The following is a 14,126-nucleotide window of genomic DNA, read 5'->3' as shown; positions in this document are numbered from 1 at the left end:
CGAAGATGAGCTTCGACATCGACGACCCCCGGCTCACCGCTTTCGCCCTCGGCGAGCTCGCCGAGGCCGATGCGCCCGAGATCGAGCGCCTGCTCGCGGACCATCCCGAGGCCCTCAGGCAGGTCGAGGAGATCCGGCTCACCGCGCGCTGGCTCTCCGAACGCCTCCACGACGAGCAGGCCCGCGAGTCCGCGGCCCTCGCCGCCGCCCCGCCGGCCCCCCTTCCCGCCCCCGTCCCGGCCCCGCGCCTGACGACCGCCGCCGCGCCTTCGCCGTCCCGCCGGCCCTGGTGGCGGACGCCGGGATCGCTGGGACCGCTCGCGAGGATCGCGGCCTTCTTCATGGTCGGCTCGCTCCTCGGCGTGACGTACTACCGGAGCGGCGACCCGCCCCATCGCGCCCGGTCGGTCGAGCTGGCGATCGAGGATTTCGACGCGACGCCCCCAAGCGTCGCCCTCGACGACTCGGCGGCCTTCTCGGTGGCTACGCCTGAGACGCCCGCCGCGCCCGCCGGGCCCGCCCCCGGATCCATGGCGGGGTACGGCGGAATGAGCGGAATGATGGGCCGCGCGACGGCCCCCGGGCAATCGAGCGGGGGCATGGGCGGGGCGATGGGCGGCATGATGGGCGACATGATGGGCGGTAGGAAGTCGGGCGAGGTGACGGCCCGGTCGCGAATCGCTGCGTCGCGTCCGACCGTCGGGACCCCGCTCTCCGCGGCCCCCGCCCCCCGCGCGAAGGCCGTCGACCACATGTTCGCCAAGCAGCTCCAGGCGGGGGCGCCGATCAAGAAAGAAGAAGGACTCGCTTATGGATACGACGCCGCGCCCTACCGCTTCCAGGCCGACGCCCAGAGGCTCGGAAATCAAGCGTCCTCGCGGGGCGAGCCCGCGGCGTCGCCCGCCAAGCCCGGGAGCCAGTCCGGGAAGCTCGAATCGGCGGCCCGCTCGCCCGAACTGGCGACCAACTACAACCAACTGACCCAGAACGCCCCGAAGGATCAGATGGCCGACGGGAAGCCCGGAGCGCCACCATCGGTGCTCAAGGAAGGGGCGGCTCAAGCGGCGGGTCGCGGCGGGGCGCTCGCCCTCGGCCTCGAAACGGGCCAGGCCGCTCAGGCCCTGAGTCAAGAGGCCCGCGGTATGGCCGTCGCCCTCCGGGACGGCTCCAAGAAGGTCGAGCGCGGCCTGCTCCGCGACGCCCCCTTGAACCGCTCGATGCAGCCCCAGGACGCGAAGTACGGGGAACTCGACAAGAACGACGCCGCCAAGGACTATGCACGGACCGATCCGCTCGCGACGGCTGACGCCCCGGCCCCGGCCCCGGCGTCGGCGGCCGCCCCGCTGCCGGCCCTGGAAGCGAAGGTCGCCCAGGAAGCTCTTGTACACGAGAAGGAAGCTGAGCAGCCGCCCCCGCCGACCGCCGAACCCGTCGCCGTGGTCGCCGCCCCCGAGAACCCCTTCGTCCTCGTCGGCCAGGAAGCCGTCTCGACCTTCTCGATCGACGTCGACACCGCCTCGTACTCGATCGTCCGCCGCTCCCTGATGCAGCAGAACCAGGCGCCGCCGCCCGACGCGGTCCGGATCGAGGAGATGATCAACTACTTCCCCTACCAGGACGCTCCGCCCGCGGCCTCCAGCCCGGACCCGTTCGCGATCCACGTCGAGACGGCCCGCTGCCCCTGGAAGGCCGAGAACCGGCTGGCGCGGATCGGGATCATGGGCAGGCCTATCGTCCAGGCGGCCCGCAAGCCCAGCAACATCGTCCTTCTGGCCGACGTCTCGGGCTCGATGGACCAGCCCAACAAGCTGCCGCTGGTGCAGTGGGGCTTCCAGAAGCTCGTCGAACAGCTCGGCGAGAACGACCGGGTCTCCATCGTCGTCTACGCCGGGGCCTCGGGCCTGGTCCTGCCGTCGACGTCGTGTCTCAAGAAGGCCGAGATCCTCTCGCGGATCGAGGAGCTGAAGGCCGGCGGCTCGACCAACGGCGGCGAGGGCATCCAGCTCGCCTACGCCCAGGCGACCGCCAACTTCATCAACGACGGGATCAACCGCGTCATCCTGGCCACCGACGGCGACTTCAACGTCGGCGTCACCAATCAGGACGAGCTGGTCAAGCTGATCGAGTCCAAGGCCAAGGGCCCCAAGCCGGTCTTCCTGACCGTCCTGGGCTTCGGCATGGACAACCTCAAGGACGGCACGCTGGAGAAGCTCGCCGACAAGGGGAACGGCCACTACGCCTACGTCGACGGCCCCGACGAGGCCTACAAGGTCCTCGTCGAGGAGATGGGCGCGACGCTCGACGTCATCGCCAAGGACGTCAAGATCCAGGTCGAATTCAAGCCCGAGAAGGTCAAGGCCTACCGGCTGATCGGCTACGAGAACCGGGTCATGGCCAACGAGGACTTCGCCAACGACCAGAAGGACGCCGGCGAGATCGGCGCGGGGCACCACGTCACGGCCCTGTACGAGATCGTCCCGGCCGCGCAGGCGGCCCCCCCGGCCGCGAACGCCCCGACGCCCGACTCGTTCGTCGTGCGGCTGCGGTACAAGAAGCCCCAGGAGGACGTCAGCGCCCTGATCGAGCGGCCGGTGGCCGACCGCGGGCTCGACTACTCCGAAGCGTCCGACGACTTCAAGCTGGCCTCGTCGGTCGCCGGCTTCGGCATGCTGCTGCGGCACTCCCCGTCCGTCGGCACCCTGACGTACGACGGCGTGCTCGAGCTGGCCTCGCCGACGCTCGCCCACGACCCCTCGGGCTACCGCAAGGAGTTCGTCGGGATGGTGCAGAAGGCTCGCGACCTTCAGACCCCGGCCCCGGCGGCGCCGGCCGCCCCCTGATCCCCACGCCGCCGCAATCCCGACACCGGGCCGGCCGCCCCCTCACACCGGGGCGGTCGGCCTTTTGCGTTTCGGTCGCTCAGGAGACGGGGACGACGTTCAGGGCGCCGAACTCGGCGACGATCGCGTAGGGGCGACCCTGGCTGACGTCGGTCGGCGTCCAGCGGGCCGGGGCGTAGACCGTGTCGACCTCGGCGAGCTGGATCGCGCTGCGGCGCTCGGCCGTGTCGAAGCTCACCTGGAACGTCGGGGCGCTGTTGAACGGGCCGCCGAACGGGGCGTAGAAGACCTCGCTCTTGCCGGGATTGAGCGTGAAGTCGTAGAACTTCCCGCCCTGGTAGGTCGACGCCGAGACGCTGAAGGCGATCGTCGCCTGCGTCGTGTTCGTGATCGTCACGAGCCCGTAGCTGACGTTCGCGGCCGGAATGGTCGGTCGATTGATCGCCGGACCCTGGTTGCCCAGGAACCCCGCGCCGATGGTCGTCGTCGGGCCGGCGGGGCCGGGCACCGTCACGCCCGGCGTGCGCCGGAGGGGCGGCCGTAGGGCGGGGTTGACCGGCCGCTGGCGGTGCAGAGCCCGCTCGGCGGCCGCCGCCCGCATCGGCGGCAGGGCCGCGGTCAAGAGCCTCCGCTCCACCATCTCCCCGCAGGGACGGAACGCCTGCGATGTCCGCAGCCTCATGGATCGGCCCTCGTCGTGTGGGTGTCTCGCGTCGGCGATGTTTCCCGCAAGTCTTGCAGCGCATTGCGGAATTGTCGAACTTCGCGAGATTTTGACACGAACGGGCAGGCCATGCAAGCATTCTATCGTGAGGGTGTCGACGGCTATTCGCGGACCTGGCCGTCGCCGTAGACGATCCACTTGGTGGAGGTGAGTTCGCGGAGCCCGCAGGGGCCGCGGGCGTGATACTTGTCGGTGCTGATGCCGATCTCGGCGCCGAGGCCGAGCTGGCCGCCGTCGTTGAAGCGGGTGCTGGCGTTGACCATGACGGCGGAGCTGTCCACCTGGGCGACGAACCTGCGGGCGGCGGCGAGGTCGCGGGTGACGATGGCCTCGGTGTGCGACGAGCCGTGGCGGGCGATGTGCTCGATCGCCTCGTCCATCGAGTCGACCACCTTCACGGCCAGGATCTTGTCGAGGAACTCGGTGTCCCAGTCCTCGTCGGAGGCGGCGGCGGCGTCGGGGAGGATCGCGCGGGCCTGGGCGTCGGCGCGGAGGGAGACCCCGGCCGCTCGCAAAGCGGAGGCGGCCTTCGGCAGCCAGGAGGGGGCGATGGCGCGGTGGACGAGCAGGGTCTCGGCGGCGTTGCAGACGCCCGGGCGCTGGGCCTTGGCGTTGACGATGATCCGGGTCGCCGTCTCGGGGTCGGCGGCCTCGTCGATGTACACGGCGCAGATGCCCTGATAGTGCTTCATCACGGGCATCTTCGCCTCGGCGACGACGCGACGGATGAGCCCTTCGCCGCCCCGGGGGATCGCCAGGTCGATGAACTCGGGGAGCGCCAGCAGCTTGCCGACGGCCGCGCGGTCGGTCGTGGCCACGAGCTGGACGCCGTGCTCGGGCAGGCCGTGGCGGGCCAGCTCGTCGGCCAGAACGCGGTGCAGCGCCCGGTTGGAGTGGATCGCCTCCTTGCCGCCCCGGAGGATGGCCGCGTTGCCGCTCTTGACGGCGATGGCGGCGGCGTCGATCGTGACGTTCGGGCGGCTCTCGTAGATCATGAAGATCACGCCCAGCGGCACCCGGACCTGCACGACGTCGAGCCCGTTGGGCCGCTTGCTCGACCGGACGACCTCGCCGATCGGGTCGGCCAGGGCGGCCACCTCGCGCAGGCTGCGGGCCATCTCGCCGATCCGCCTGGGGCTGAGCGTCAGGCGATCCACGGCCGCCGCGTTCAGGCCCAGGCCCGGCGCGGCCTCGACGTCGCGGGCGTTGGCCTCCAGGATCTCGCCGGAACGGGATTCGAGGGCCTTCGCTGCGGCGTCGAGCCAGGCGTCCTTGGCGCCGGGGCCGGCCGTCGCCAGCGCGCGGGCCGCCCGCTTCGCCCGCGAGGCGAGCCCCCGGCAGAGCGCGTCGAGGTCCCCGTCCGTCGCCAGTTCGTCCCGTCCCCGAGCCTCGACCGCCGTCCCCGCCTCAGACATCGCTCGACCCCCAACCCCTCACGAGGTTCCAGACCTTGATCGCGTCGGCCATCGGGCCGACGTCGTGGACCCGGACGACGCTTGCGCCGAGCGTGCAGCCGGCGAGCGAGCAGACGACCGAGCTGGTGAGCCGTTGGTCCATGCCCCGGCCCGTCATCGTCTTGAGCAGCCCCTTGCGCGAGACGCCCAGCACCACGACGCAGTCCAGGGTCTCGAATCGCCGGAGGTTCCGCAAGAGCGCCAGGTTGTGCTCGTAGGTCTTGCCGAAGCCGATCCCCGGGTCGATGGCGATCCGCGCCCGCGCGATCCCCATGGACTGGCACCAGTGGACGCGTTCGGCGAGGTAGCCGAGGACCTCCTCGACCACGTCGTCGTAATGGGGCGCGTCCTGCATGGTCTGGGGCGTCCCCTGCATGTGCATGAGGACGACGGCGGCCCCCGTTTCGGCCGCGACCTCGGCCATCTCCGGGTCGCGGAGCCCGGAGACGTCGTTGATGATGCAGGCCCCGGCGCGGATCGCCATGCGGGCGACCTCGGGCTTCATGGTGTCGACGGAGATCGGGGCGTGGGCGTCGGCGAGCCGTTCGATCACCGGGGCGAGCCGGCGGATCTCCTCGGCGACGGGCACGATCGCGGCGCCGGGCCGGGTCGACTCGCCGCCGACGTCGAGGATGTCGGCCCCGTCCTGCAGGAGCCTCAGGCCGTGCTCGACGGCGGCGTCGGCCGTGGCCCAGCGGCCGCCGTCCGAGAAGCTGTCGGGCGTGACGTTGACGATCCCCATGACCTTGGGGACGGCGTCGGCGACGAGGGTCCGGCCTTGCGACTCCCAGGTGGCGCTCACGGGCCGGTCCCTCCGTCGGGCTACTTCAGGTCTTCCTCGGTGTACCAGGGCTGCTCCATCATATCGATGATCTGCGCGGCCAGTCTCTGGCAGACCTGATACGTGGCGGTCAGCGAGGTCTCGCCGATCTCGGGGACGAAGTTCACCGTGTCCGAGATGATGGTCGGCGCCCGGGTCTTCTCGGTCGTCGTGGGCGGGTTGTGCACCCAGTTGACGCTCACGTTCACCGTCCGCGTGAGCTGCCGCGGGAGGTTGAAGGGGCTCTCGACGACGATGTTCTTGTCGACGAAGTTGATCGTGCCGGTGAGCACGGTGTCGGCGGCGTCGACGTCGTCGACGAGCCGGTAGGGCGTGCGGCGGCCGATCTCCTTCTGGACCATCTCGGTGAGCATCTTCTCGACGTCGCGGGTGAAGGTCTGCGACTTGAACATCGGGACGTAGACGGTCCGGACGCTCTTGTCGTAGGGGGCGCGGAACGAGTAGCCGCAGCCGCACGCCGCGAGGCCGACGAGCGCCAGCAGGGCCCAGGCCGCGGCCGTCGGTCGCCGGGGCGTGGGGGCGGCGGGGTCCCGTCGCTGGTGGAGTCCGAACATGAGGGCAGCCTCTTCCTGGGCCTGGGCGTCCGGCGGCCCCCCCCTTGATCTCGGGGAGGGTCGCCGGGGCCTTCCTTGCCTGCGATCACATCATGCCGCCGCCGCCGCCGCCGCCCATGCCGCCCATGCCGCCGCCCATGCCTCCCATGCCGCCCATCATCCCGCCCCCGGCGCTGTAGTAGGGGTCGGTGGCGCCGGGCTGGGTCAGGATCTTGCTCGGCAGGCTCGCCTTGCGCGGGAGCTTGGCCAGGGTGGCCAGGTCGGTCTTGGCCTTCACGGCCCAGGGGCTGTTGGGCCAGCGCTGGGGGATCTTGCCGAAGTAATACTCGGCCGAGGCCACCTTGCCGACCTTCTTGTAATAGGCGCCGATGTTGTACGTCCGCTCGGCCTCCTGGTCGTTGATGAGGTCGAGCGTGTGGTAGAGCTTCTCGTAGCTCGCCTGGTCCTCGGGGAAGGTCTTCATGGTCTGCTGGACGAGGTCGCGGGCCTTCTCGAGCCCTTCGCCGTCGTAGGCGGGGCCGAGGTAGCCCTTGACCCGGGCGTCGATCGCGGCGAGGTGGGCCCGGTGGAGGAACGGGCTCTTGGGGTGCGTGCTGATCATCTCGTCGTAGTAGATCGCCGCCGACTCGTAGTCGGCGTTGGCCATGTGGTAGTCGGCGATCTGCATCACGGCGTCGTCGGCGAGCGGGCCGTCGGGCGCGTGGTGGCGGACGTGTTCGAGGGCCTTGAGCGCGTTGCCCTGGGTGTCGATGACCGCCTGCTCGCCGGTGAAGTGGGTGTACCAGGCGAGCTTCTGCTCGGGCTTGGCCTTGGGGTCGTTCTGGGCCATCCAGATCTGGGCGATCTCGTACTCGCGGGAGACCAGGTCTTCCATCCGCTGGGTGCCGGGGTAGTCGGCGGCGAGCTTCTCGAAGCTGTCGTGGGCGGCGAGGAACTTGCGGCGCTTGAACTGGGTCTCGGCCAGTTGGTACTGGGCCTTCTCGCCCCAGGGGCTCTCCTTGCGAGCCTTGGCGATCTTCGAGAACGCGGCCTCGGCCTCGGAGAGCTTGCCGGCCTCGTAGAGGGCGAAGGCGGCGTCGAGCTCCTTCTGGGCGTCGGGGTTGGGGGGCGACTTCATGAACGGCCGCCAGCCGTTCGAGCCCAGGATCTCGCCCGTGGGGTTGCGGTCGGCCGCGGCCCCGCCGCCGCCGTTCGCGTCGTTGTTGGCCGAGGGGTCGCGGGGGCTCAGCCAGCGCCTCAGCAGCGAGCCGGCGTCGGTGACCTTCTCGGACTTCGAGCGCGCCAGCTCGTCCTTGGACAGGGGCCGGGCCAGGCCGGAGTCGTAGCTCGAACTCCACTGCGCGAACGGCGCGCGGAAGCTCTGGCAGCCCGCGGCCGATCCCAGGATCAGCGCGGCGCAGGCCCACTTCGCGAACACCATCCGTGGAGACGATCGGCTCATGGTTTCTCGTTCTCGAATCGCGCGGTCGCGGTTTGCGGAGAGGCCGACGATCCATCGTGCCGGGTTCATCGGCTCAGACTCCCAGGAAGGGCCAGACCCTCGGTCGGTGGCCCAGGACGTGACTGACGACGGCGCCGACCGTCTGTCGGACGGCCGCGAGTTCGGAACCGCCCATCTCCCGCTCCCGCCACTCGTTCCCCGGGCTGGCCAGGGCCCTCATGCTCTCGATCGTCCGCCGCGACGTCGTCATGACGTGCGGCTGGCCGGGGCGGCAGGCCGGGCAGAGGGCCCCCCCGGTCGCCGGGCCGAACGCCACCGATTCGACTTCCGGATCCAGGGGCTCGCCGCAGTGGGCGCACCGGTCGAGGAGCGGCATCAGGCCGATCTCCCGCAGGCACGCCAGCTCGAACCGGAGGACCCGCCGCGCCCGCAATCCCGCCTCGCCCAGATGCCGCAAGGTGATCCTCGCCGCGTCGAACAGCTTGGGGTGCGGGTCGTGATAGTCCGTCAGGTCGGTCAGCAGTTCGGCGATGTAATAGCCGGCATACAGGGCCGCCAGATCGCGGCGCAGACATGGGAACCGCTCCACAGGCGCGGACTCGGTCAGGAGGTCCAGCGACTCCGACGCCTTGGGCAGCAGCACGATATCCGAAACGCCCAGCAGGTCAAGGCCACCCTGGAACGGCGACTTCAGCCGTCGCCCCCCCTTGGCGAGCGCGGCGACCTTGCCCAGCTCGCGCGTGAAGAGCGTGACGACCAGGCTGGTCTCGAAGACGTCGACGGTGCGCACCACCAGGGCCAGCGAGCGATTCGCGGGCAAGGTCCCGTCCCCCCATAGATCCGGATCCCCGAGCGACGACCGAGCGGCCGCGATCCATTATATCGAGGCGTGCGATCGACGTCGGGGCCGGTCAGGGGTTCGCGCCGTGGGCCTTCTCGGGGGCCGGCTCGAGGTCGATCTTGATGCGGCGAATCGAGCGGTCGCCGACGGCCAGCACGGTGAACTCGATGCCGTCGCGGCGGAAGCTGGCCCCCGGCTCGGGGAGCCGTCCCAGGGCGTGCAGGGCCAGGCCGCCGACGGTCTGATACTCCTCGTCGGTCGGCAGGTGGACGCCGAACCGCTCGTTCAGCTCCGTCAGCTCGACCCCGGCCGAGACCTCGAAAGTCGAGTCGCCCAGGGGGACGACCGGGTCGTCGGCCGTCGGGGCGTCGTGCTCGTCGTGGATCGGGCCGACGAGCTGCTCGACGAGGTCCTCCATCGTGACCAGCCCGGCGACGCCGCCGTACTCGTCGAGGACGACGGCCATCGGGGCCCGTCGGAACCGCAGGTCCTCCAGGAGCTGGAAGGCGTTCTTGGTCTCGGGGACGTAATAGGCCTCGCGGGCGATCCGGGAGGGGACGACGACCTCGCCCGGCGCGGCGGCGACCATCCGGTCGAGCAGGTCTTTCACCAGGAGCATGCCGACCACGTCGTCGCGGTTCCGGCCGTAGAGGGGGATCCGGCTGCGGCCGGTCGTGCGGAAGGTCTGGGCGGCTTCCTGGGCGGTCACGGTGGACGGCAGCATGACGATCGCCGTCCGCGGCTGCATGATCTCGGAGACCACCGTGCGGGTCAGCTCGACGACGTTGCCCATCAGGTCGCGGGCCTGTTCGGGCAGCTCGGGCTCCAGGTCCTCGTCGTCCTCCAGGTCGCCGGGGACCTCCACCTCGACGCTCGCCGGCCGGGGGCGGCCTTCGTCGCCGCCGGAATACCACTCGACGGCCCGCTCCAGGCCCGCCGCCGCGGCGGTGGCCGGCAGGGCGACGGCCCGGATCAGCCGCGCGGCCGGCCACAGGCGATCGATGAGCGATTCGGCGAAATACGCCCCCAGGACGCCCGACGTCACGTACGTCGCCACCCCCAGCAGGGCCGTGGCCAGGACGACCATCGCGAAGCCGGCCGCCGAGACCTGGCGATCCAGGTAGACGCCCGCCGCCGCGGCCAGCAGCAGCCCGCTAGCGACCGCGACCACCTCGGCGGCGCGTTCGGTGCGGGAGTCGAGGTGGTCGACCTCGTCGGCGCGCCCCGGCCGGCCCCGGGCCTCGGTCAGCTCCTCGAGCCGGCTCCGGGAGTACGACTGGAGCGCCTTGGTCAGGGCGATCGCGACCACGTGCACGAGGAAGGCGGGCGTGCAGACGATCAACATCCAGGTCCAGCTCGGCCCGTCCACTCGCAGGGGTCTCCCGGGTCAGGGTGAGGTTCGACGTCCGGCCGGGAGGAAGGGGTTGGCCAGGCCCACGCGGGCCAGGGCGGCGTCCTCGCGGGCCCGCATCTCGGCCGCCGAGGCCTCGTCGAGGTCGTCGCAGCCGCAGAGGTGCAGCAGGCCGTGGACCACGTACAGGGCGACCTCGTTCCAGGGCTCGACGCCGACCTCGGCCGCCACCCTCGCGGCGGTCTGGGCCGAGACGACGACCTCGCCCGAGAGGCGTTCGTCGTCCTCGTCCGAGAGGAGGAACGTGATGACGTCGGTCGGCTCGTCGTGGGCGAGGTGCTCGCGGTTGACGCGGTGGATGGTCGGGTCGTCGACGAAGGCCACCGAGATCGACGCCGCGGCGACCCCTTCGCCGCGCAGGACCCGCTCGACGAGCGCCCTGACGGCGTCGCGGTCGATCGCGACGTGGCCCTGCGAGTCGCCGACGTCCACCTCGAAATCGGGCGGCGGCGGGGGCTGGGGGTCGTCGCCCTCGAAATCAAGCTCGTCGTCGGCCGGCGGGTGCAAGGTCAGGCGGTCCTCTGCTCGGGATACTTGACGCGGCCGTGGTAGATGCCGATCAGGGACTTGATCAGGCTGTCGCGGATCTCGGCGATCTCGCGGAGCGTGAGGCCCGACTCGTCGAACTGGCCGTCGCGCAGCCGCTTGTCGATCAGCTCGCTCACCAAACCTTCGATCCGCGACGGCGTCGGTTCGGAGAGGGTCCGGCTGGCGCTCTCCACGCAGTCCGACATCATCAGGATGCCGGCCTCCTTGGTCTGGGGCTTGGGCCCGGGATAGCGGAAGGCGCTCTCCTGGACCACCGCGGCGTCGGGGTTGCCGCCGTTGCGGCGGTTGGCCTCGTGGTAGAAGTACTCGACCAGGGTCGTGCCGTGGTGCTGCTCGATCAGGTCGATGATCCGCTCGGGCAGGTGGTGCTGCCGGCCCAGGTCGACGCCGTCCTTGACGTGGCCGATGATGATCAGCGTGCTCATCGCCGGCGCGAGGTTGGCGTGGCGGTTCGTCGAGCCCACCTGGTTCTCGATGAAATAGTGGGGCTTGAGCATCTTGCCGATGTCGTGGAAGTAGGCCCCGATCCGCACCAGCAGGCCGTTGGCCCCGATCCGCTCGGCCGCCGCCTCGGCGATCGCGCCGACGGTGATCGAGTGGTTGTGCGTCCCCGGGGCGCGCCGGACCAGCTCCTGGAGCAGGGGGTGGGTGTTGTCGCCCAGCTCCAGCAGGCTGATGCCGGTGACGATCCCGAAGGCGTTCTCCAGGAACGGCAGGCTGCCGCCCATGAAGAAGCCCGCCATCAGCCCCCACCCCGCGCGCCAGAGGCCGTCGCTGCGGATCAGCTCGATCGGCTGGTGCTCCCAGAGGCCGGCGGCCCAGGTCAGGATCAGGTAGACCGCGGCCGAGGTCGCCCCCACCTTGATCAGCTTGGTCCGCGTCCGCACGTCGTTCAGGCCGAGCACGCCGGCGGCCGTCCCCCCCAGGAGGATCAGGAAGTGGGAGATCCCGGTCCCCAGGGCCATGCACGTCAGGATCGAGAGGGCGAAGGTCGCCATCAGGCCGAAATTCGGGTTGTAGGCGATCGCCAGAATCATGGCCGCCGCGGCCACCGGGATCAACTCCGCGTTCCAGGCCTGGTTCGCCAGCAAGCGGACGACGCCGACGCAGAGCACGACCAGGGCGCAGAGCATGGCGATCCGCCCCAGGTCCGAGGCGATCCGGCGCTCGTGGCGGGCGACGTAGAAGCCGGCCAGGATGAAGAGCGACGAGACCAGGGCCAGCACGCCGAGGGCGCGCTGAAACTTCTCGCCGTAGGTCAGCTCGGAGATGGCGGTGTCGTGCTCCATGCGCAGCAGGATGAGCTGCTCCTCGCCGATGGCCTGGCCCTGCTCGACGAGCACCTGGCCCTCGCGGAAAGGGTCGTATTTCTCGCCCACGGCGTTGCGGGCGATCTCGCGGAGGCGGGCGGTCTCCTCCTGGTCGAACGACAGGGTGGGGCGGCCGTCGAGGCGGTCGGCGACCAGTTGGAACAGGGTCTCGCCGACGCGGCTGGGGGTGAACGCCGCCACGAACTCCTTGGCGACCGGTCCGTCGGGCTTGACGATCCGCTCAGGGACCACGCGCTCGCGGGGGAAGATGCGGGCCTCGTCGGCCGACTGGCCGACGTCGCGGATCGCCAGCGTCCGGCTCGATTCCTCGTTGCGGGGCAGGGCCCCGGGACCGAGCACGCCGGCGTCCAGCAGGGGGGCGAACGCCTTGGCGATCTGGACGTGCAGGTTGTCGCGGCGCTGGGGGGTGTCGGTGGCCGCCTTGACGTCGAGATAGGCCTCGCGCTTGAGCTTCCAGGTCGAGACGACCGTCGGGTCGACGTCCTCGTAGTGCTGGGACTTGGCGATCGTGACCGTCAGGTCGTCGAGCCGTTCGGCCAGGTCCTTGATCGGGGCCGGGTCGTTGATCATGACCAGGGGGACCTGGTCGGCCGCGGCCTGGCGCTCGTTGCTGGTCTTGGTCTGGTTCCGGATCCGGAACTCCTTGACCTTGACGCGGATCTCTCGCTCCGGGCGCTGGCCCAGGCGGTAGACGAACGGCGGGCCGGAGCCGTGGACGATCGCCGAGGTGACGAGGACCGTCAGCGCGATCAGCGAGAAGCTCACGATGCGGGCCCGCTGCCTCGCGGTGCGGTTCTGCTGGAGCGTGACGCTCGGGAAGGATCGCAATTGCGCCCGATTCGGCTTCGGGCGCCGTTTACCGATGCTCATGGATGGCGACTCGAATCGCCGCGGTCGTCGCACGAGGGCGCGCCGCGCAGTTCGGCGTCGGGGCCACGCGGCCTCGAGCGCACTTGGAACGATCCCGTAGGCGGGTCGTCGGCCTTGCCGACGAAGACTCGATCAGGGCGGGGGGAGAGGTGGTTCACGGCGTCACCCCGCCTCTCCGGCCACGGACGCCGGGGCGGGGGGGGGCTCGGCGGGGGCCCGCGGGGGCTTGCCGAGCCGTTCTTCCAGCTCGGCGGGGATCACCTCGACGGCCTCGTAGGCGTCGACGATCGCCTGGACGAGCGGGTGCCGGACGATGTCGGTCCGGTCGAGCATCACGGCGGCGACGCCGGGCACCCGGGACAGCCGTTCGACGGCGTCGGCCAGGCCGCTCTTCGCGCCCGGGGGCAGGTCGACCTGGGTGACGTCGCCGGTGACGATGATCCGCGAGTTCTGGCCCATGCGGGTCAGGAACATCTTCATCTGCGACGTCGTGGCGTTCTGGCCCTCGTCGAGGATGATCACGGAATCGTTGAGCGTGCGGCCCCGCATGTAGGCCAGGGGGGCGATCTCGATCAGGTCGTTGTCCATGTAGCGGCGGATCTGATCGTAAGGCATCAGGTCGTGCAGGGCGTCGAGCAGCGGGCGGAGGTAGGGGTTGATCTTGGCCTCCAGGTCGCCCGGCAGGAAGCCCAGGTGCTCGCCCGCCTCGACGGCCGGCCGCACCAGCACGATCTTCTTGATCCGGCCCTGTCGCAGGGCGGAGACGGCCGTGGAGACCGCCAGGTAGGTCTTGCCCGTCCCGGCGGGGCCGATGCAGAGGACCAGGGCGTTGTCGCGGAGGGCCTGGAGGTAGCGGTTCTGGCCCCCCGTCCGGGGTCGCACGACGCGGTTCCCCTCGCGGATCTCGACCGTCCCGGACCCTTCGTCGGGCACGTGGACGATCTTGTCGATCAGGTCGGCGACGTCGGCCGAGAGGATCGTCCGCCGCACGCGGAAGAGGGAACGAAGGCCCTCGAAGATCTCCCGCGCCTGCTCGACGCGGGCCGGATCGCCCTCGATGCGAAGCTCGCCGTGCCGAGCCAGAACTTTCACCCCGAGCGCGTCGCGAATCTGCCGGAGATGCTGGTCGCGGCTGCCGAAGACCGCGAGTTCCTCGTTCTGGCCCTCGAGCGCTATGGTGACTTCTGGCATACCTCCCCTTTCACCGGCCCAAGCGATCACGACGGCCCGAATCCCACGCGACTCGCGCCCGGCCCGGCCGGTCCCCCTC

Annotated in this window: 11 protein-coding genes; 1 reads left to right on the top strand and 10 read right to left on the bottom strand. The window is 70.7% G+C overall.

The features are described from left to right. The first annotated feature begins 5 nt into the window (after positions 1-5). Positions 6-2,840, top strand: coding sequence for a VWA domain-containing protein (locus PZE19_RS22585; RefSeq protein WP_277862864.1), 2,835 nt, complete (start codon positions 6-8; stop codon positions 2,838-2,840). 79 nt (positions 2,841-2,919) lie between these two features. Here PZE19_RS22585 and PZE19_RS22580 read toward each other — a convergent pair whose 3' ends face one another. From PZE19_RS22580 to PZE19_RS22535, 10 genes are all read right to left on the bottom strand, one after another. After that, on the bottom strand, positions 2,920-3,522 hold the full coding sequence (locus tag PZE19_RS22580; RefSeq protein ID WP_277862863.1) for a hypothetical protein: 603 nt from the start codon (positions 3,520-3,522) through the stop codon (positions 2,920-2,922). A 143-nt stretch (positions 3,523-3,665) separates the two neighbouring features. After that, complete coding sequence (locus tag PZE19_RS22575) at positions 3,666-4,979, bottom strand: glutamate-5-semialdehyde dehydrogenase (protein WP_277862862.1); 1,314 nt, start codon at positions 4,977-4,979, stop codon at positions 3,666-3,668. Continuing rightward, a complete protein-coding gene (gene folP, locus PZE19_RS22570; RefSeq protein ID WP_277862861.1) occupies positions 4,972-5,820 on the bottom strand; it encodes a dihydropteroate synthase in 849 nt (282 codons plus the stop codon). The genes PZE19_RS22575 and folP overlap by 8 nt, the downstream gene beginning before the upstream one ends. A 20-nt stretch (positions 5,821-5,840) precedes the next feature. Then, positions 5,841-6,413 carry an LPS assembly lipoprotein LptE gene (gene lptE / locus PZE19_RS22565; RefSeq protein ID WP_277862860.1) on the bottom strand — a complete coding sequence of 191 codons (573 nt, stop codon included), beginning with the start codon at positions 6,411-6,413 and terminating at the stop codon, positions 5,841-5,843. Between the two features lie 85 nt (positions 6,414-6,498). Further along, positions 6,499-7,854 (bottom strand): outer membrane protein assembly factor BamD, encoded by a 1,356-nt coding sequence (locus tag PZE19_RS22560; protein ID WP_277862859.1) that lies wholly within the window; start codon positions 7,852-7,854, stop codon positions 6,499-6,501. Positions 7,855-7,927: 73 nt separating this feature from the next. Then, a complete protein-coding gene (recO, locus tag PZE19_RS22555) occupies positions 7,928-8,674 on the bottom strand; it encodes a DNA repair protein RecO (protein ID WP_277862858.1) in 747 nt (248 codons plus the stop codon). Between the two features lie 91 nt (positions 8,675-8,765). Beyond that, positions 8,766-10,064 carry a hemolysin family protein gene (locus PZE19_RS22550; RefSeq protein ID WP_277862857.1) on the bottom strand — a complete coding sequence of 433 codons (1,299 nt, stop codon included), beginning with the start codon at positions 10,062-10,064 and terminating at the stop codon, positions 8,766-8,768. An 18-nt stretch (positions 10,065-10,082) separates the two neighbouring features. Further along, positions 10,083-10,613, bottom strand: coding sequence for an rRNA maturation RNase YbeY (ybeY, locus tag PZE19_RS22545; RefSeq protein ID WP_277862856.1), 531 nt, complete (start codon positions 10,611-10,613; stop codon positions 10,083-10,085). A 2-nt stretch (positions 10,614-10,615) separates the two neighbouring features. Then, positions 10,616-12,856, bottom strand: coding sequence for an HD family phosphohydrolase (locus tag PZE19_RS22540; RefSeq protein WP_277862855.1), 2,241 nt, complete (start codon positions 12,854-12,856; stop codon positions 10,616-10,618). Positions 12,857-13,018: 162 nt separating this feature from the next. Further along, positions 13,019-14,047 carry a PhoH family protein gene (locus PZE19_RS22535; protein ID WP_277862854.1) on the bottom strand — a complete coding sequence of 343 codons (1,029 nt, stop codon included), beginning with the start codon at positions 14,045-14,047 and terminating at the stop codon, positions 13,019-13,021. Between the last annotated feature and the right edge of the window lie 79 nt (positions 14,048-14,126).

The sequence above is a fragment of the Paludisphaera mucosa genome (genome assembly GCF_029589435.1).
Classification (GTDB): domain Bacteria; phylum Planctomycetota; class Planctomycetia; order Isosphaerales; family Isosphaeraceae; genus Paludisphaera; species Paludisphaera mucosa.
The sequence above is the reverse complement of the archived record's forward strand: the minus strand, read 5'-3'. Positions and strand labels throughout refer to the sequence as shown.

What these genes read in the sequence shown, in the direction of transcription:
- PZE19_RS22560 (WP_277862859.1), bottom strand. Translation starts at nt 7,854, where the DNA reads ATGAGCCGATCGTCTCCACGGATGGTGTTCGCGAAGTGGGCCTGCGCC.
- PZE19_RS22585 (WP_277862864.1), top strand. Translation starts at nt 6, where the DNA reads ATGAGCTTCGACATCGACGACCCCCGGCTCACCGCTTTCGCCCTCGGC.
- PZE19_RS22540 (WP_277862855.1), bottom strand. Translation starts at nt 12,856, where the DNA reads ATGAGCATCGGTAAACGGCGCCCGAAGCCGAATCGGGCGCAATTGCGA.
- PZE19_RS22575 (WP_277862862.1), bottom strand. Translation starts at nt 4,979, where the DNA reads ATGTCTGAGGCGGGGACGGCGGTCGAGGCTCGGGGACGGGACGAACTG.
- PZE19_RS22580 (WP_277862863.1), bottom strand. Translation starts at nt 3,522, where the DNA reads ATGAGGCTGCGGACATCGCAGGCGTTCCGTCCCTGCGGGGAGATGGTG.
- PZE19_RS22535 (WP_277862854.1), bottom strand. Translation starts at nt 14,047, where the DNA reads ATGCCAGAAGTCACCATAGCGCTCGAGGGCCAGAACGAGGAACTCGCG.
- lptE (WP_277862860.1), bottom strand. Translation starts at nt 6,413, where the DNA reads ATGTTCGGACTCCACCAGCGACGGGACCCCGCCGCCCCCACGCCCCGG.